This window comes from Ilumatobacter sp., from assembly GCF_046290335.1.
In the GTDB taxonomy this organism is placed as follows: Bacteria; Actinomycetota; Acidimicrobiia; order Acidimicrobiales; family Ilumatobacteraceae; genus Ilumatobacter_A.
The window spans coordinates 39,549-55,921 of record NZ_JBKAGH010000010.1 but is presented as its reverse complement, the minus strand read 5'-3'; the positions used below and the strand labels follow the sequence as shown (position 1 = coordinate 55,921).

18 protein-coding genes are annotated in these 16,373 nt (G+C 67.2%); 9 read left to right on the top strand and 9 right to left on the bottom strand.

The window, feature by feature from the left end; all coding sequences use genetic code 11:
• Positions 1 to 17 precede the first annotated feature (17 nt).
• Both ACE37B_RS23810 and ACE37B_RS23805 read right to left on the bottom strand, forming a co-directional pair.
• On the bottom strand, positions 18 to 278 hold the full coding sequence (locus tag ACE37B_RS23810; protein ID WP_409925852.1) for a hypothetical protein: 261 nt from the start codon (positions 276 to 278) through the stop codon (positions 18 to 20).
• Positions 256 to 1,866 (bottom strand): hypothetical protein, encoded by a 1,611-nt coding sequence (locus ACE37B_RS23805; protein ID WP_409925851.1) that lies wholly within the window; start codon positions 1,864 to 1,866, stop codon positions 256 to 258. Before ACE37B_RS23805 ends, ACE37B_RS23810 begins: the two co-directional genes overlap by 23 nt.
• Positions 1,867 to 1,977: 111 nt before the next feature.
• Between ACE37B_RS23805 and ACE37B_RS23800 the strand changes: the two genes are divergently transcribed.
• The gene (locus tag ACE37B_RS23800) at positions 1,978 to 2,730 is read left to right on the top strand and encodes an enoyl-CoA hydratase/isomerase family protein (protein ID WP_409925850.1); all 753 of its coding nucleotides are present in this window, start codon (positions 1,978 to 1,980) and stop codon (positions 2,728 to 2,730) included.
• A 120-nt stretch (positions 2,731 to 2,850) separates the two neighbouring features.
• Complete coding sequence (locus tag ACE37B_RS23795) at positions 2,851 to 4,038, top strand: Fic family protein (protein WP_409925849.1); 1,188 nt, start codon at positions 2,851 to 2,853, stop codon at positions 4,036 to 4,038.
• Between the two features lie 96 nt (positions 4,039 to 4,134).
• Here the strand turns inward: ACE37B_RS23795 and ACE37B_RS23790 are convergent, their stop codons facing one another.
• Both ACE37B_RS23790 and ACE37B_RS23785 read right to left on the bottom strand, forming a co-directional pair.
• Positions 4,135 to 4,395, bottom strand: coding sequence for a hypothetical protein (locus tag ACE37B_RS23790; RefSeq protein WP_409925848.1), 261 nt, complete (start codon positions 4,393 to 4,395; stop codon positions 4,135 to 4,137).
• 117 nt (positions 4,396 to 4,512) lie between these two features.
• The gene (locus ACE37B_RS23785; RefSeq protein WP_409925847.1) at positions 4,513 to 5,436 is read right to left on the bottom strand and encodes an NAD(P)H-binding protein; all 924 of its coding nucleotides are present in this window, start codon (positions 5,434 to 5,436) and stop codon (positions 4,513 to 4,515) included.
• A gap of 194 nt (positions 5,437 to 5,630) precedes the next feature.
• Between ACE37B_RS23785 and ACE37B_RS23780 the strand changes: the two genes are divergently transcribed.
• Complete coding sequence (locus ACE37B_RS23780; RefSeq protein WP_409925846.1) at positions 5,631 to 6,668, top strand: hypothetical protein; 1,038 nt, start codon at positions 5,631 to 5,633, stop codon at positions 6,666 to 6,668.
• A gap of 53 nt (positions 6,669 to 6,721) precedes the next feature.
• On the opposite strand, the gene ACE37B_RS23775 is transcribed toward ACE37B_RS23780, so the two are convergent.
• A complete protein-coding gene (locus ACE37B_RS23775) occupies positions 6,722 to 7,609 on the bottom strand; it encodes an NmrA family NAD(P)-binding protein (protein ID WP_409925845.1) in 888 nt (295 codons plus the stop codon).
• A 161-nt stretch (positions 7,610 to 7,770) separates the two neighbouring features.
• Here ACE37B_RS23775 and ACE37B_RS23770 point away from each other — a divergent pair, with 161 nt between their 5' ends.
• Entirely contained in the window at positions 7,771 to 8,202 is a 432-nt protein-coding gene (locus tag ACE37B_RS23770; protein ID WP_409925844.1) for a MarR family winged helix-turn-helix transcriptional regulator, read from the top strand.
• A 23-nt stretch (positions 8,203 to 8,225) separates the two neighbouring features.
• On the opposite strand, the gene ACE37B_RS23765 is transcribed toward ACE37B_RS23770, so the two are convergent.
• From ACE37B_RS23765 to ACE37B_RS23755, 3 genes are all read right to left on the bottom strand, one after another.
• A complete protein-coding gene (locus ACE37B_RS23765) occupies positions 8,226 to 9,050 on the bottom strand; it encodes a 2-oxo-hepta-3-ene-1,7-dioic acid hydratase (RefSeq protein ID WP_409925843.1) in 825 nt (274 codons plus the stop codon).
• Complete coding sequence (gene hpaE / locus ACE37B_RS23760) at positions 9,047 to 10,579, bottom strand: 5-carboxymethyl-2-hydroxymuconate semialdehyde dehydrogenase (protein ID WP_409925842.1); 1,533 nt, start codon at positions 10,577 to 10,579, stop codon at positions 9,047 to 9,049. The genes ACE37B_RS23765 and hpaE overlap by 4 nt, the downstream gene beginning before the upstream one ends.
• An 89-nt stretch (positions 10,580 to 10,668) precedes the next feature.
• Positions 10,669 to 11,070 (bottom strand): 5-carboxymethyl-2-hydroxymuconate Delta-isomerase, encoded by a 402-nt coding sequence (locus tag ACE37B_RS23755; RefSeq protein ID WP_409925841.1) that lies wholly within the window; start codon positions 11,068 to 11,070, stop codon positions 10,669 to 10,671.
• 61 nt (positions 11,071 to 11,131) lie between these two features.
• Between ACE37B_RS23755 and ACE37B_RS23750 the strand changes: the two genes are divergently transcribed.
• The 5 genes from ACE37B_RS23750 (at position 11,132) to dmpG (ending at position 15,451) form a co-directional block, all read left to right on the top strand.
• On the top strand, positions 11,132 to 12,007 hold the full coding sequence (locus tag ACE37B_RS23750) for a fumarylacetoacetate hydrolase family protein (protein ID WP_409925840.1): 876 nt from the start codon (positions 11,132 to 11,134) through the stop codon (positions 12,005 to 12,007).
• 7 nt (positions 12,008 to 12,014) lie between these two features.
• Complete coding sequence (gene hpaR / locus ACE37B_RS23745) at positions 12,015 to 12,479, top strand: homoprotocatechuate degradation operon regulator HpaR (RefSeq protein WP_409925839.1); 465 nt, start codon at positions 12,015 to 12,017, stop codon at positions 12,477 to 12,479.
• A 112-nt stretch (positions 12,480 to 12,591) separates the two neighbouring features.
• Positions 12,592 to 13,392 carry a 2-keto-4-pentenoate hydratase gene (locus ACE37B_RS23740; protein WP_409925838.1) on the top strand — a complete coding sequence of 267 codons (801 nt, stop codon included), beginning with the start codon at positions 12,592 to 12,594 and terminating at the stop codon, positions 13,390 to 13,392.
• A 53-nt stretch (positions 13,393 to 13,445) separates the two neighbouring features.
• Positions 13,446 to 14,417, top strand: coding sequence for an acetaldehyde dehydrogenase (acetylating) (locus ACE37B_RS23735; RefSeq protein WP_409925837.1), 972 nt, complete (start codon positions 13,446 to 13,448; stop codon positions 14,415 to 14,417).
• Positions 14,414 to 15,451 carry a 4-hydroxy-2-oxovalerate aldolase gene (gene dmpG / locus ACE37B_RS23730; protein WP_409925836.1) on the top strand — a complete coding sequence of 346 codons (1,038 nt, stop codon included), beginning with the start codon at positions 14,414 to 14,416 and terminating at the stop codon, positions 15,449 to 15,451. Before ACE37B_RS23735 ends, dmpG begins: the two co-directional genes overlap by 4 nt.
• A gap of 45 nt (positions 15,452 to 15,496) precedes the next feature.
• Here the strand turns inward: dmpG and ACE37B_RS23725 are convergent, their stop codons facing one another.
• The gene (locus tag ACE37B_RS23725) at positions 15,497 to 16,357 is read right to left on the bottom strand and encodes an alpha/beta fold hydrolase (RefSeq protein ID WP_409925835.1); all 861 of its coding nucleotides are present in this window, start codon (positions 16,355 to 16,357) and stop codon (positions 15,497 to 15,499) included.
• Positions 16,358 to 16,373 lie beyond the last annotated feature (16 nt).

Genomic DNA, 16,373 nt, shown 5'->3' with positions numbered 1-16,373 from the left:
TGCTGCTCTCGACGCCGTCAGCTCGCGCTGCGGTACTTGAAGAGGGCCCTTCGGGCTGCCTTCGCAACGCCCTTGTCGGGGTGGTGACCGCCGACGGCGGCGAGCACTTCGCCCGTGGCGAGACCGGGGATGCGCCACGCCGTGTTCAGCATCGCGTCGATACCTGGATCGCCGGCCGCCGGGACCGCCCACGCTGCCGCCGCGGCGTTGGGGCCCCACAGTTCGAGCACGGTGTGCAGCAGCCCGATCCATCCCTCAGCGTCGCCGGCCCGGTTCATCTCGTCGGGCGACGCTGTGAGGGTGTCGACGCGGAAGACGGTGACGAACTCGGCGAGGTCGGGGTGCTCGCCCAGCGTCTCGACGGCCGCGGCGGCTGGCGCCGATCCGCAGGAGTGCCCGGAAGGCGAGCCCGCGCCCGGTCTCATCGGCACCCGGTAGCGCTGCGCACAGCTCGTCGGCAGCGGAGTCGCCGTGGTGGTCGACCCACGCGTCAATCTCCCCGCGCGCCACGTCGTCGGCAAGATTGCCGACGGCGCGAAGCAGCTCGGCCGCCGACATCTCACGCCGGGCTCCGACGATCGGCGCGCCCGTCAGCGTCGAGGCCATCCGTTGCATCGCCCACAGGCCGAGCGGGGCCAGCTGCAACGTTCCTCCGCTGCGCTCGACACCGCCGTACTTGGGGGGCGTGCGGATCTCGTCGGCGATCTCGACGATCCCGAGTTCGGCGAGCCGATCGAGGGCGTGCCGCATCGCGTTCTCGACCAGGCTGCGGTGGTGGGCGAGCTTGTCGGCAGGAACGTTCGACAGGTCGTACTCGTCCTGCAGCACGTTCCACGTCGTCTCGGCCAGCTCGTCGACCTCGCGTGGCTCGCGGTTTCGGTAGAGCTCCAACAGCAGCGGTGTGAGCTGCGCATCGAGCGCCTCGGCGTACCAACCCCAGCCGTAATGGTCCGAGCGGTACCGTTGCTGCACCGGGCCGATTCGCTTCAGCATCACGAGGAACGCGCCGTATGCGGTGTCGAGGGCCGATTCAGCCCACCCAGTATTCGCCCTGGGAAGCAGCTTGCTCCCGTCGATCTCCAGCATCAGGGTCTCGAGCGCGAGCCGGTATGTCCAGTCGACGTCGCTCAGGTCCTCGCTGCTCTTCGTCTTGAACACCCGGTCGCCGATCTGCTCGTCGAACCGGTCGTCGGTGCCGAGCACGGCGACCAGCTCCTTCCCGTCGGCGAGCCTGAAGTTCCCGCGGTCGGTCACAGTGCGGCCGTCACCGACGTACCAGACCAGTGCCGTGAGCCGACGAACCAGCACGCTGTCGGCGGCCAGCGAGCGCAGCTCGTCCTCAGACGCCAACACGACTGGAGGCATCGAGCCGAACACGGCCCGCAACAGTCCGTCGCCCGGCGCCGGAAGCCGACCGAGGATCTGGTCCCGCTCGCCCAGCGTCCGCGAGTTGAAGTCCTCCATCCAGCGCCCGATCGCGTCCTCGTCGGTCAGATCGACGCCCTCGCCGAGAGCGGTCGACCACATGCGCTTGCCGAAGGACCAGTTGTCCTCGTCGTTCATCGCCGAGATGAAGCGCGACGCCGACAGCTCGACGTACTCCGCGAGCACCTCGAACGGCGGTGAGTGTTCCGGCCGACGGCCGGCGAGGAATCGGAGGAACGAGACGAAGCCCGGAGGGACCTCGGCAATCGCCTCTGCATCGAGCAGGACCTTGGCCGGGTACAGGCCGAACAGAACCTCGTCGAGATCAGCGGGCGACCAGCTCAGAACATCGCCGTCGAGGTAGCCCCACTTGAAGTCGAGGATCTGCTCGGCGACACGCTCGAACCCGCCGCCACCTGAGGCGAACCATGCCTTCGCCATCCGGGTTCGTACCGGCGCCCGTCACCATTGTGGGCCTGGACCGTCGTTCGCAGTGGCGCCGACGAGGTGCCTGACACCGGATCGACGAAGCGGCGGGGCTACAACGGGGGAATGAGCGACGAGCAACAGGTGCGGTTGGAGTCGGGCAACGGCGTGGCGACGATCACGATGGATCGACCCGACGCGCTGAACGCGATCACGCCGACGATGCTGCGCCAGCTGAACGACGCCGCCGACACCGTCGCTGCCGATCCGGCGATCCGCGTCGTGGTGCTCACCGGAGCCGGGCGCGCGTTCAGCGCCGGCGTCGACCTCAAGGCGCTCGGTGAACGTCAGCTCGCCAACGGCAAGGTCGGCGACCTCCTCGACGTTCCGGCCCGTCGTCTCACGGCCACCCTGTCGTCGATGCCCAAGCCGGTCGTCGCCGCCGTCAACGGCTTCTGCTTCACCGGCGCGCTCGAGCTCGCGCTCGCCTGCGACGTGATGATCGTCGCCGACGAGGCCAAGCTCGCCGACACGCACGCCAAGTTCGGCATCCGCCCGACGTGGGGCATGTCGCAACGACTCGCCGACGCGGTCGGCATCACCCGCGCCCGTGAGCTGTCGTACACGGCTCGCACGATCACCGGCATCGAAGCCGTCGAGATCGGGCTGGCCGCCCGCTCCGCTCCCCGGGATCGCTTCGTCGACGCCGTCGACGCGCTGGTCGAGGAGATGCTGGCGAACAGCTCCGACGCGTTCGCGGCATACAAGGACCTCTACCGGGAGCGGCTGCCGCTCGATGCCGGACTCGCCCGCGAGTACGCCAACGACTACGAGTTCGACGACGCCGACACCGCCGCCCGCCTCGCCGACTTCCGCTGACCCGGACGTGACCCCGACCCGGTCCCGTCAGCGAAGCCGCATCGCTCGCGTCGGTGGGCCATACTCGTCGCATGACCCGTCGTTCCCGTTCGGACTCGGCGACCCACGAACGGTGACCCGATGAGTTCCACCTGGCCCCCCGTCACGTACGAGCAGTTGGTCTGGTTGATCGAGGAAGGCGGCGACGCCTCCCGGTCGTCCGACGACCGCACCTACAACTCGGCGCTCATCCCGCCGATCGCGGACGAGATCATGCTGATCCCGTCCGAGTGTGCGCTCGTGTCGGAAGACGTCCGCACCGCCATCGCCGCGTTCGACCTGCGCGTCGGCGACACGCTCGCACCACTCGAAGCGCTGCTCGTGCGCATCGAAGCGTCGGCGTCGTCGAAGATCGAGAACGTCGCGGCGCCGGTTCCCGACCTGCTGCTCGCCGAAGTCGGCGACGAGCGCGGGCGTTCCGTCGCCGACGTGATCGGCAACGTCGACGCGACGACCGCGGCGATCGTCCTCTCCGACGAGATCACACCCGAGACGATCCTCGACATCCACCGCGCGCTCCTCCAAGACACCCACCCAGTGCTCGCCGGCCGGTGGCGCACCGATCCGGTCTGGATCGGCAGCTTCTCGGGCGGACCACCGAAGGCGACGTTCGTGCCGCCTGCCGCACGTCGGGTCCCCGACGCGATGGAGGACCTGTGCGAGTTCATCGGCCGCACCGACATGCCCGTGTTCATCCAGGCGATGGTGATGCACGCGCAGTTCGAGACGATCCACCCGTTCCCCGACGGCAACGGACGCGTCGGGCGGGCCCTGATCCACGCGATGCTCCGACGCGACGGCCTGACCAAAGCGGCGACGCTGCCACTCTCGGCCGGCATCGTGTCGCAGAAGCACCGCTACATCGACGCGCTCACCGAGTACCGCCACGGTGACTTCGTCCCGATCGTCGAACTCGGCGCCGACGCGACGTTCGCCGCGCTGCGGAGCGCGACCGAGCTGTTCGGCGACGTCCAACGGATGCTCGCTCGCTGGGAGTTGACCCTGTCGGAGTTCCGCTCCGACTCCGCCGTGCACCCGGTGTCGCAAGCACTGCTCGCGCATCCCGTCGTCGACGCGCGATCCATGGCCGAGTCGGTCGGGATCGGCCTCAGCGCCGTCACCGACGCGATCAAGCGGCTCGAAGAGCGTCGCATCCTCGACCCGATCGACCCGACCGCCGACGGCCGACCCCGCTGGGTCGTCAACGACATCATCAAGGTCCTCAACGACTTCACCAGTCGCTCGATCAACCCCTTCGGCCGCCACTGAGCCAGGCACCCAGCGGAAGCTTCGAACGTCGTCTCAGACGCCTTCGGCTGGAACTCAGACGCCTTCGGCTGCAAATCAGACGCCTTCGGCTGGAACTCAGACGCCTTCGGCGTTGGCGATCGCGACGCGGGGGTCGCGGTTCGGATCGCCGGGAGTCGACAGCGAGCCGTAGAACGCGTTGAGTGCTTGCGTGCAGCCGGCTTCGCTGAGGTCGGCATCCATGATCCGCATGATCGACGAGCCGAGGTCACCGCGCTCGAGGGCGATCTGGTGAGCGAGTTGTTCGTTCTCGCCGAGGTCTTCGAGCGGGGTCGTCCCGTCGAACCACTTCGAGACGGGCTGCTTGCGTGACGCCATGGCGTGTCCTTCGTTTCCGCGCGCCGGACATCGACGGGCGTACCGACCATGATGCCACCAAACGTGCCGAGAACACGACTCTGGTCAGAGGAGCCACCCGGCAGCCCGTTCGAGTGGTCAGTTGGATGAGTGCTCGCTGGCGACGAACAGGTCGCGGTGGTCGGCGAGGTACTCGCGGACCGACCGCGGAGGCCGGTCGAGCACCTCGGCCAGCACGTCGGTCACCTCTTCGGCGTCACCGCGGCGGAGTCCCACGTGCAGCACCGTCTGAACCACACACTGGACGAGCGGATCACCGCGCCGCCGCCGGTGACGGAGATAGCCCAGGACCGACGCCGGCTCGTAGCGAATCGTCCGCTCGAGCGCGTTGCTGAGCATGACCGCCACGTCGTCGAAGGTGACCGCGACCGGTCCGGTGAGGTGCAGGGCGCGTCCTCGATACGACGGGTCGCAGAGCGCGATCGCTGCGGCTTCGCCGAGATCCCGGGCATCGACGAACGCCACACGGCCTCGCGCAGCCGGGACGTACAGTCGGTCGTCGACGACGACATCGTCACGGTACGGGCCGCCGATGTTCTGGGAGAAGAAGCCCGGTCGCAGCAGCGTCCACGCCAGACCGGACGCGAGCAGGTGCTGTTCGATCCGATGGTGAGGAACCACCTTGTTCGTGTCCGCGCCTGCCACCGAGGAGAAGACGACGTGTTCGACCGAGGTCTGTGCGAGCGAGTCGACGAAACGATTGATGGTCGGACCCACCCGAGCGATCGCCGGAGGACGGATCAGGAACACCGCATCGGCATCGGCAGCAGCTGCAGCGAACGTTGTCGGGTCCTCGAAATCCAGTCGGACCGCCTCGATCCCCGGAAAACGCTCTGCCACCCTGCCGGGATGGCGCTCGGCGGCACGCACCTCGACGCCTCGATCGATGAGCGCCGTCACCACCGCAGCGCCGACGTTGCCGAACGCACCCGTGACCACGACACGCCGAGGCGGGGCCACCTCGTTCGTCGACGCATCCGTTCCGCTCAAGTTCTGCTCCATCTCGAAACCTGCTCCTTCCGTGTCCTGGATTGGCGGCGTCAGCCGACGGTCGCTCCGGCCGAGCACGTCACCGGTGACTCGTCGAGCGCGCCCTGCGCCCCGTCGTCATCTCGGACTCCAGGGGTTCGTCCGGCCGCACGAGGTTGCTCTCGACCGCTCACACATTAGTCAAGTCTCTTGACTACTATGTTGTGATGGATGGCACAGCAACGAACCTCGACGCCGGGGACGGCGTTCACGACTCGGACGATTCCACCGCTCTGACCCACGGCCCACCAGCGTCGGGCCCGAACCCCGACGGGCCAGCAGCGCTGCACGTCGGCGGCGCGATCCTGGCCGGCGTAGCGGTCGGCAGCATCGGTGGTGCCATCTGGGTGCTCGCCAACTACTCGCTCGATGTCGAGATGGGTTGGCTCGCCATACCGCTCGGTGCAGCCATCGGTGCAGCCGTCGGTGCCGGCGCCCGTTTCGCCTCCGGTCGCTGGGGCATCGTCGTCGCGGTCGTGGTGGCACTGCTGACGATGTTCGGAGCTCAGAACTTCCTTCAGCGCGAGCAGTTGTTCGACGGCATCGAGGCCCTCGACGACCAGTGGGGAGATCTGCGCGTGCCCGCAGAGCCCGAAGGTGATGATCCGACTCAGATGCGACCGGAGGGAACCTTCGTGATTCCGCCGCCCGCCATCGTTGCGGTCTTGCCGACACCCGCGTTCGAGACCATGGAGGACGAGGTTCTGGCGGTCGTGTGGGAAGACGTTCCGGCCGACCGACTCGACGAGATCCGATCGGCCTATCCCGACAAGGTCGCCGCTGCCGAAGCGCTGATCGCGTCCGGCCAGGTGCCCGACCTCGAGGCAGCCGGAGACGGGGCCACGGAGGAGGCGCTCACGCTCGACGAGGCTCGGGACCGCTACGAGGCCAGCGCCGACGAATTCGACATCCCGAAGCCGGTCGCCGAATGCGCCACACCCCCCGACTTCACCCAGCCCAACGCCCAGGCGGGACTCGGGTTCGTCGACGGAGTACCACTGATCTTGCCCCTCGCCGACGCGCTCAACGGCGACCCCGTTCGCGGTGACGGCCAGGAGTACGAGTCACCCAGCCCGCTGTGCTTCGGTATCGCGAATGCACAGGACCAGCCGGTGGAAACCGTGTCGTGGATCGTGGGTCTCGTGCTCGCCGGCTGGCTCGCAGCCCGCGTCGGGAGCCGTCGTCGGGACGCCGTACCGGCCTGACCTCGCCGCGGCGTCGAGCAACTCGAGTCGAACCGCTCACCAACCGAGCGGGCTCAGGTCCAGACCTGCTGGTCCCATCGCCAACGGTGGTCGACGGCGAACTCACGGAACGGCGTGGCGGGGCGCCCGAGCAACTTCGGCAGGTCCTCGCTCGACCAGGCGTTCACCCCACTGCGGGCGAGCCGATACACCACGTTCATGAACAGCACGGTGTCCCAAGTGACGCCCCGCTTGCGGAGACGACGTACGTACGACGGGATCGACGGGCTCACGTAGGTGATCGGACGCTCCAGCACGTCGGACAGGACCTCGGCCACCTCGCCGAAGGTGAGCGCCTCGGGACCGGTCAGTACGTACGACGCCCCTCGATGTGGTTCGGGCTCGGCCACGATGGTGATCACCGCCGCAGCCACATCACGGGAGTCGAGAAACGTGGTCGTGCTGTCCTTGGCCGGCACGAACACCTCGTCGTGTTCGGCGATGTCCACTCCGTGGGTGGAGATGACCCGCACCAGGTTCTGACTGAAATAGCCGCAGCGCAAGAAGGTGTGGTGCATTCCGCTGGCGAGAATCGCCTGCTCGACGTGGTGATGTGGGACCACCTTTCGCTTGTCGGCACCCGGCACCGTCACGTAGATGACGTGGCGCACGCCTGCCTCGGCTGCCGCCGCCACGAACGGCGCCATCCACGAGCGGGCCGTCTTGGGCTTCGGCAGCGGAAACAGGAGGAACAAGGTGTCCACACCCTCGAGCGCGGCCGGCCACGTGTCTCGGTCGTCATACGCGAACGGGACCACCTCGACGTCGTCGCCGTACTCGGCGCGAAGCCGGTCGGGGTGGTGTCCGGCAAGGCGATATGGGGGCGCATCGGATCCCATGTCGACGAGTTGACGGGTCAGGTCGGCTCCGACGTTTCCGGTCGGTCCGGTGACGAGCAGCATCTGTTCTCCTCAGATCGCGGGCCCGCCACGCAACGAACCCTCGAGATGACGACTCCCATGTTCGTCAAGTGTCTTGACGATATCAGAGGGCGCACATCGACGAGACATCGTGGCAAACGAGCGCTTCCGGTGGATGCCCGCCCGGCTATCGTCGGCGCTCGATGCAGCCGCCGAACCTCGCTCTCTCGCTGCTCCACGCAGCCGATTGGTTCAACGACGCCCTCGCGGAGCGCATGGCGCAACGTGGATTTCCACTGCTCAACCGATCGCAGGCGCTCGTGATGGCCAACCTGCAGTTCGGGCCGTGCCGCCCGAGCGAACTCGCTCGCCGGCTCGGCATGAGCCGACAGGCCGTGCAGCAGCTGCTTCGCCCGCTCTCCGGATACGACCTGGTGGAGGTCCAACCCGATCCGGACGATGGCCGCGCGGTCCTGGTGCATCCCACCCTCGCAGCGATGTCGTTCGGGATCGCAGCCGCCGAGGAGTTGGCCTGCATCGAGGCCGAGCTCCGGCTGCGCATCGGCGACTCCGCCGTCGACCAACTCCATCGGGTGATCGCGCTCGACTGGGGAGCCCCGCCGGCCGACCGCTGACGAAGACGTCCGTCGACCTGGCGTCATGCAAACGTGGTCTCGACGACCCCGAGCGGACCGAAATCGACTTCGAACTCGTCGCCGGGGCGGCAGTCGACCGGTCGGGTGAACGACCCTGCGAGGATGGTCTCGCCCGCCTCCAACGCGATCCCGAGGCCGTGCAGTCGATTGCACAGCCAGACGACCCCGAGTACCGGGTCGTCGAGCACGCCCGCACCCAGGCCGGTTTCTTCGACCACGCCGTTGCGCTTGCAGATCGCCCCTGCCCAACGCAGACGTCCATCGGCGGCATCGGTCGGATCGACCGAGGTACGTCCCATGATCACGCCGGCGTTGGCCGCATTGTCGGAGATCGTGTCGCGGACGGTGCGATGGGCCCCGTCGACGGGATGCACACGGTGGCTGCGCGCATCGATCAGTTCGAGCGCCGGCACGATCTGCTCGGTTGCTGCGTACACGTCGGCCGGCGTGACGTCACGTCGATACAGCCGCTCGCGCAACACGAACGCGAACTCCACCTCGATCTTCGGATCGACGAAATCGTCTGCGTCGAGCACGGCGCCGGAGTCGAAGAACATGTACTCGAGCAGCGCGCCGAAGTCGGGCTCGTCGATCCGCATCGCCTGTTGCATCGCCCGACTCGTGAGCCCGATCTTGTGACCCCGCACCTCGGCCCCGCCACCGACCTGCAGATCGACCCAAGCCGCCTGAAGGGCATAGGCGTCGTCGAGCGTCATGTCAGGATGCGCGCGTGTCGGCGGGTCGATCGGCGACACGCTCAGACGCGCCTGCTCGTGAGCCCCGGCGATCTCGGCGATCTGAGCGTCACTCAGCGTTCGCCCACTCACGGCGACACCGATCCGAGACGCGGAATCGAATGCGAATCGTAGGCGACCGCCACGTTCTTGGTCTCCATGTAGAAATCGAAGGAGTGTTCGGGGCCGCCGTCACGACCGATACCACTCGCCTTCATGCCGCCGAACGGAGTGGGCAGATGACGAACGTTCTGGCTGTTCACCCAGACCATCCCGACCTCGAGGTCACGCGCCACGCGGTGAGCTCGGCCGGTGTCGCTCGTCCACAGGTACCCGGCGAGGCCGTAGTCGACGCCATTGGCCACGTCGATCGCCTCGGCTTCGTCATCGAAAGGGATCACGGTGAGGACGGGTCCGAAGATCTCCTCCTGGGCGATTCGCATGTTCGGCGTCGCATTCGTGAAGAGCTTCGGCGAGACGAAGTTGGACTCCGGATCGTCGTCGCCGGCTCCGACCAGTACCTCGGCTCCATCGTCGAGCGCGATCTGTACATAGCTGCGAACCTTGTCGCAGTGCCGCTGGTGGATCAGCGGACCGACTTCGCTGGACGGGTCGAGCGGATCGCCGACGCGCAGAGCCCGCACCCGCTCGGCGAGACGCTCGACGAACTCGTCGTGGATCGACGCCTGTACGAGCAGCCGGCTCGACGACGTGCAACGTTCACCGTTGAGGCTGTAGATCATGAACACGACGGCGTCGAGGGCACGCTCGAGATCGGCATCGGCGAAGACGATCACCGGGTTCTTTCCACCGAGTTCGAAATGCAGTCGCTTCAGCGATGGTGCCGCCTGGGCCTGGATGGCCGACCCGGTCGACGACTCGCCGACGAATGCGATCGCCTTGATCGCGCGGTGCTCGGTGAGTGACTTGCCGGCGGTCTCCCCCATGCCGTGCACCACGTTGAGGACGCCCGGCGGAAGCCCGGCCTCGAGTGCGATCTCCGCGAGCATCGACGCCGTACACGGGCTCCATTCGGCCGGCTTGTGGACCACGGTGCAGCCTGCGGCGAGTGCCGGCGCGATCTTCCAGGTGGACAGCATGAACGGTGTGTTCCAGGGAGTGATGACCCCGACCGGACCGAGTGGCTGACGCATCGAGTAGTTCACGTGATCGCGATCAGGCATCGAACGGCCGTCGTGTGCGCTCGGTGCGTGATCGGCGAAGAAGCGGAAGTTCTCCGCACCGCGCGTTGCGGCGGCGCTCATGAAGCGAATCGTCTGCCCGGTGTCGACACACTCGACCGCGGCGATGTCGTCCGCTCTCGCTTCGATCAGATCGGCGACCGAGCGCAAGATGCGCTGCCGGTCCTTTCCCGACCGTTGCGACCAGTCGCCGAATGCGTCGGATGCTGCGATCGCGGCGCGATCGACGTCTGCGGCGTCACCGGCGGCGACGCTGCCGATCATCGAATGGTCGACCGGTGAGGTGTTGTCGAACGTGGCCCCGTCGGCGCTGGCGACCGCCTCGCCACCGATCAGGTGCAGTAGCGGCCCGTCAGCGAAGCGGGCGAGTTTCTCGTCGGCGATCTGTCGATAGTGGTCACGGGATTTGGTGGCGGCCATCTGGCGCTGCTCCTTGCTGGTTGGCGATGTCGGTTGGCGATGTCGGTGGGCGATGTCGGCTCGGCGAGTCCGGTCGACGTAGCGCCGCGTCAGTGACCGGATTCGTCGGCCATTCGGGCGCGGACGTGAGGACGAAGGTGATTGCGGTTGACCCGAGAGGCTGCGTCGATCTCGATCACCTCGGCGCTGAGCATCACGGTGTCGATGGCGTCGCCGAGACAGGCCTCGACTGCGTCCAGCAACGCGCTTGCGAACTGCTGACGTTCGTCGATCGATCGGCCCGGACCGAGTCGAGCCGTCACCGCGACGAAAGCGTTGTCGGGGTGCTGGTCGGCGACGGCAGCGTGGGCACACTCGATCGCACGGGTGCGCAGGGCATCGGGGGGTGCTGTGCCGGTGGCGAGGGCGGCCGCGTGCACGGCGTCGACGAGCACGTCGGGGTCGATCCGGTTGGTGAGATTCGAGGTGAACTCGATGACGACGTGTGGCACCCCCACATCATGTAACATGTTATCGGTTTTGACAAGTCCGTCTCCGAGAGAAAGCAGATCCATGCGTCTCCTCACCTACCACCACCACGATCGCGACCGTTTCGGTGCCGTGGTCGACATCGACGGCACCGACCGCGTGGTCGACCTGACCGATCGGTTCGCCGGCGTCGACGACCTCTCGGCACTGCTCAGCGCAGGGCTGGTCGACCAGGCCCGCCAGATCGCTTCCACCGCCGAGCCGGGAGTGGCGCTCGACGCTGTCGAATTCCGTCGGACCCTCCCGCGACCCGGGAGGATCTTCTGTATCGGAGTGAACTACGGCGGCCGCAACGCCGAATACCGAGACGGACAGGACGAAGCCTCCAAGCCGAGCGTGTTCATCCGGTTCGCGAGTTCGTTCGTCGGCCACGGCCAAGCGCTCGTACGACCGCCCGAGAGCGAACAACTCGACTACGAAGGGGAGATCGTCGCCGTGATCGGCGTCGGCGGCCGCCGAATCCCGCGCCAGTCCGCGATCGATCATCTCGCCGGCCTGACGCTCGGCAACGAGGGGACGATTCGCGACTGGGTACGACATGCCAAGTTCAACGTGACGCAAGGCAAGAACTGGGACGACTCCGGAGCGATCGGGCCGTGGCTCGTGACGATGGATGACATCGGCGACATGGGCGACATCGAGGCGATGCGACTCACCACCCATGTCAACGGCGAACTCCGACAGGACGACACTCCGGCCACGATGGCGTTTCCTCTCGACTATCAGATTGCGTACCTGTCCACGTTCTGCACGCTGGAACCCGGCGACGTGATCTTCACCGGAACTCCCACGGGTGCAGGCGCCCGCTTCGATCCGCCGCGCTATCTGGTACCCGGCGACACGGTGGAGGTCGCCGTCGACGGCATCGGAGCGCTGCACAACCACGTTCGCGACGAGTGAACGACCGATGAGCGACCCGACCCAGCGGGCCGACGGTGACGATGCGACCGCCGTGCTCCGCAGCTTCGAGCGGTCACTGCCGATGGCGTTGATGCGCGCCCGCGAATCGATCATGTCCCGGTTCCGACCGCTCCTCGCCGAGCACGACCTGAGCGAACAACAGTGGCGCGTGTTGCGAGCGCTCACGGCCTCCGGGCCCTCGTCGATCGGTGAACTCGCCGAGCGAACCCACCTCCTCGGGCCGTCCCTCTCACGCATGGCGGCGACTCTCGACAGACGAGGCCTGGTGGAGCGCCGTCCCGACCACGACGATGCTCGCCGCACGGAGGTGTCGATCACCGACGCCGGGCGCGCCGTCGTCGCCGACGTCGCCCCCCACTCCGAACGGGTCTACAACGAGATCGAGGCCGGTCTCGGAGCAGGCAGGCTCGACGAACTCCACCAACTCCTCGAACAGCTCGCCGAATGGTGACTGCGGGAGACCTCGCCGCCTGACGCACGACGGAACAGAACCCGTACGTCGTGGTCCGGTCAGTCGACCAGAGCCCTCGCCGCCGTGGCTGTCGGACTGTCATGGTGTCGCGATGGGTTCGGGAACCGTCGAACAGGCCGCGAAACGACTGGCCGACGCCGACTCGACGCGCCGACCGTGCGAACCCGTCCGTGACCTCATCGGTACCGACGACATCGGCGCCGCCTACGCCGTCCAGCGCATCAACCGCGATGCTGGCGTGGCCGCAGGTCGTCGCGTCAGTGGCCACAAGATCGGCTTGACCTCGCTGGCCGTGCAACGCCAGCTCGGTGTCGACCAACCCGACTTCGGGGTGTTGTTCGCCGACATGGAGGTGAGCGACGGCACCGTGCTCGACGGCTCGCGTCTGATGCAACCGAGAGCCGAGGCCGAGGTCGCGCTGATCATGGGTACCGACCTCGACCTGGACGACCCGACGCTGATCGACGTGATCAACGCCACCGCGTACGCGTTGCCGGCGATCGAGATCGTCGACAGCCGGATCGCCGACTGGAACATCTCGCTCGCCGACACCGTGGCCGACAACGCGAGTTGCGGCCTCTACGTGGTCGGTGGCCGTCCGGTTCCGCTGGCCGACGTCGATCTGCGGACCATGTCCATGACGATGACACTCGACGACGAGGTGGTCTCAGAGGGAACCGGCGCAGCCTGCCTCGGCCATCCGCTGCACGCGGCGCGCTGGCTCGCCGACACGCTGCGTCGCCTCGGCGAGCCCATCCGCGCCGGCCAGGTACTGATGACCGGGGCGCTCGGCCCGATGGTCCCCGTTTCCACCGGACAGCGACTGTTCGCAGACCTCGGCGACCTCGGCACGGTGTCGGCCACGATCGGCGAGATCCCCGACCGGGATTGATCGCCCCCGACCGGCAACCGTTCGCCCACACCACCCACGACTCTGGAGCACCGATGGCACCACCGACCAACGACACCTCGCCGACGAGCCGACGCATCAAGGCCGCCGTCATCGGCTCCGGCAACATCGGTACCGACCTGATGATCAAGTCGGCTCGCACGTCCGACGTGGTCGACATCATCGCCATGGTCGGCATCGACCCCGAGTCCGACGGCCTCGCGCGCGCTGCTCGCATGGGACTGGACACGACCGCTGGCGGCATCGATGCGATGGTCTCGATGGACTCCTTCGACGAGGTGGAACTCGTCTTCGACGCCACGTCGGCCGGCGCCCATCACCGCCACGACGAGGTGCTGCAAGCGGCCGGCAAACAGATTCTCGACCTCACGCCGGCGGCGATCGGCCCGTACTGCGTCCCCTCCGTCAACCTCGACCAGCACATCGGTGCCTCCAACCTGAACATGGTGACCTGCGGCGGCCAGGCAACGGTGCCGATCGTCGCGGCGGTCAACAACGTGAGCCCCGTCGTCTATGCCGAGATCGTGTCGTCGATCTCCTCGCGTTCAGCAGGCCCCGGCACCCGGGCGAACATCGACGAGTTCACCGAGACCACGGCAGCAGCGCTCGAACGCGTCGGCGGAGCGATGCTCGGCAAGGCGATCATCGTGCTGAACCCGGCGGAGCCTCCGCTCATCATGCGCAACACCGTCTTCACCCTCGTGGAATCGGGTGCGCCCGAGGCGATCGAGGCGTCGATCCACGAGATGGTCGCCACCGTGCAGGAGTACGTCCCCGGCTATCGGCTCAAGCAGGCGGTGCAGTTCGAACGACTCGATGAAGGCGCACCGGTCCGTATCCCCGACCTGGACCGAAAGTTCACCGGTTGGAAGGCGTCGGTCTTCCTCGAGGTGGAGGGTGCCGCGCACTACCTGCCTGCGTACGCCGGCAACCTCGACATCATGACCTCGGCGGCCATTCGCACCGCTGAGCGCCTGGCACTGCGCAGCGAGGAGGCGGCACGGTGAGCGACACCACGAACGACGCGACCAAGATCTACGTCCAGGACGTCACGCTGCGCGATGGCATGCACGCCATTCGCCACCAGTATTCGATCGATCACGTGCGCAGCATCGCGAAGGCGATCGATCAGGCTGGCGTGGCAGCGATCGAGGTCGCTCACGGCGACGGGCTCGCAGGGTCGAGCTTCAACTACGGCTTCGGGGCGCACACCGATTGGGAGTGGCTCGAAGAAGTCGCATCGGTCCTGACCGACTGCGTGCTGACCACATTGCTGCTCCCCGGTATCGGAACGATCGAGCACCTCGAGCGAGCTCATGCGATCGGCGTCGGCTCCGTGCGGATCGCCACACACTGCACCGAAGCCGACATCGCCGACCAACACATCGCCACGGCCCGTGACCTCGGAATGGACGTCGCCGGGTTCCTGATGATGAGCCACATGGCCGGTCCCGCCGAGCTGGCCCAGCAGGCCAAGCGCATGGAACGAGCCGGCGCCCACTGCGTGTACGTGACCGACTCCGGAGGCCGTCTCACGATGAACGACGTTCGTGACCGGATGCGGGCCTACCGCAGCGTGCTCGACGAGTCGACGGAGATCGGGATCCACGCCCACCACAACCTCAGCTTCGGCGTGGCCAACTCGGTGGTCGCCGTGGAGGAAGGATGCACCCGGGTGGACGCGTCACTCGCCGGCATGGGCGCAGGGGCCGGCAACTGCCCGCTCGAGGTCTTCATCGCCGTTGCCGACATCGAAGGCTGGGACCACGGCTGCGACGTCTTCGCGTTGATGGACGCCGCCGAGGATCTGGTTCGACCGCTCCAGGATCGCCCCGTCCGTGTGGACCGAGAGACGCTCAGCCTGGGCTTCGCCGGTGTGTACTCGTCGTTCCTCCGCCACGCCGAGAAGGCCGCCGAGACCTACGGCCTTGACACCCGCACGATCCTGATGGAACTGGGTCGGCGCCGGATGGTCGGTGGCCAGGAAGACATGATCACCGACGTGGCGCTCGACCTGGTGGCCGCGCAGAACGCCGACTGACGTCGACCGCACGCCCGGCACACCGTCGTTGCGCCGCCGCGGCGGTCAGGCGTGCTCGGAGATGAAGCCGATACTCATCGGGTTGAACAGCTCGGACTGTTCGTGTTGGGGCCAATGCCCGCACTGCCCCATCAGCTCGAGTCGCGACCCGGGTATCGCCTCGTGCATCGCCGTGGCCTCCGGCACCTCGCCGAAGGGGTTCTCGTTGCCCCAGACGACCATCGTCGGCGCCTCGATCCGGGCGAGTCGCTCCGGCTGCATCAGGTTCCGCTGGCGAATCTCCATCTCCTGCAGGCACAGCAGGTTGTGCAGATTGCCGACGAATTCGGGCGTGTGGTAGATCGCGTGACGGATCTGAACGAGTTCCTCGCTCACGTCCTTCTCACCGTCGAACATCAACAGGTGCAGCCGCTTGCGGGTCAGGTCGATGTCATCCTCGGTGACCGCCTTGGTCGTGGAGGTCTTGATGCGGTCCATGATCTCGGGGTTGGCCTTGGTGCCACCCGCGGCGACGAGTTGCAGGCTCGCCACCCGGTCGGGCTGCTCACTGGCCAACCAGCCCGACACCCAACCGCCGAGTGACTCACCCACGAAGTGCGCCTTCTGGATGTCCTGAGCGTCGAGATAGGCGACCAGGTGGTCGACATAGCGGGGGATCTCGTACTGGTAATCGGGTTTGCCGGTGTAGCCGTGACCGAGCATGTCGATCGCATGGCAGCGGAACCCGGCCTGCACGTGCGGCACGATGTTGCGGCTGAACGCCTCGAGATGGCCGCTGGTTCCGTGCAGGAACACCACGGGAGGTCCGTCAGCCGGTCCGGCGACGAGCGCACGGGTCGGTATTCCTCCGGCGTCGACGACGTCGAGGCTGAAGGGGATACCGGTGAGGTCGGTCCAGATCGTCATGGTGCAGTCCTTTGTG

Coding starts and splice junctions, on each gene's coding strand:
- ACE37B_RS23810 (WP_409925852.1), bottom strand. CDS start 278: ATGAACCGGGCCGGCGACGCTGAGGGATGGATCGGGCTGCTGCACACC.
- ACE37B_RS23805 (WP_409925851.1), bottom strand. CDS start 1,866: ATGGCGAAGGCATGGTTCGCCTCAGGTGGCGGCGGGTTCGAGCGTGTC.
- ACE37B_RS23800 (WP_409925850.1), top strand. CDS start 1,978: ATGAGCGACGAGCAACAGGTGCGGTTGGAGTCGGGCAACGGCGTGGCG.
- ACE37B_RS23795 (WP_409925849.1), top strand. CDS start 2,851: ATGAGTTCCACCTGGCCCCCCGTCACGTACGAGCAGTTGGTCTGGTTG.
- ACE37B_RS23790 (WP_409925848.1), bottom strand. CDS start 4,395: ATGGCGTCACGCAAGCAGCCCGTCTCGAAGTGGTTCGACGGGACGACC.
- ACE37B_RS23785 (WP_409925847.1), bottom strand. CDS start 5,436: ATGGAGCAGAACTTGAGCGGAACGGATGCGTCGACGAACGAGGTGGCC.
- ACE37B_RS23780 (WP_409925846.1), top strand. CDS start 5,631: ATGGATGGCACAGCAACGAACCTCGACGCCGGGGACGGCGTTCACGAC.
- ACE37B_RS23775 (WP_409925845.1), bottom strand. CDS start 7,609: ATGCTGCTCGTCACCGGACCGACCGGAAACGTCGGAGCCGACCTGACC.
- ACE37B_RS23770 (WP_409925844.1), top strand. CDS start 7,771: ATGCAGCCGCCGAACCTCGCTCTCTCGCTGCTCCACGCAGCCGATTGG.
- hpaE (WP_409925842.1), bottom strand. CDS start 10,579: ATGGCCGCCACCAAATCCCGTGACCACTATCGACAGATCGCCGACGAG.
- ACE37B_RS23750 (WP_409925840.1), top strand. CDS start 11,132: ATGCGTCTCCTCACCTACCACCACCACGATCGCGACCGTTTCGGTGCC.
- hpaR (WP_409925839.1), top strand. CDS start 12,015: ATGAGCGACCCGACCCAGCGGGCCGACGGTGACGATGCGACCGCCGTG.
- ACE37B_RS23740 (WP_409925838.1), top strand. CDS start 12,592: ATGGGTTCGGGAACCGTCGAACAGGCCGCGAAACGACTGGCCGACGCC.
- ACE37B_RS23735 (WP_409925837.1), top strand. CDS start 13,446: ATGGCACCACCGACCAACGACACCTCGCCGACGAGCCGACGCATCAAG.
- ACE37B_RS23725 (WP_409925835.1), bottom strand. CDS start 16,357: ATGACGATCTGGACCGACCTCACCGGTATCCCCTTCAGCCTCGACGTC.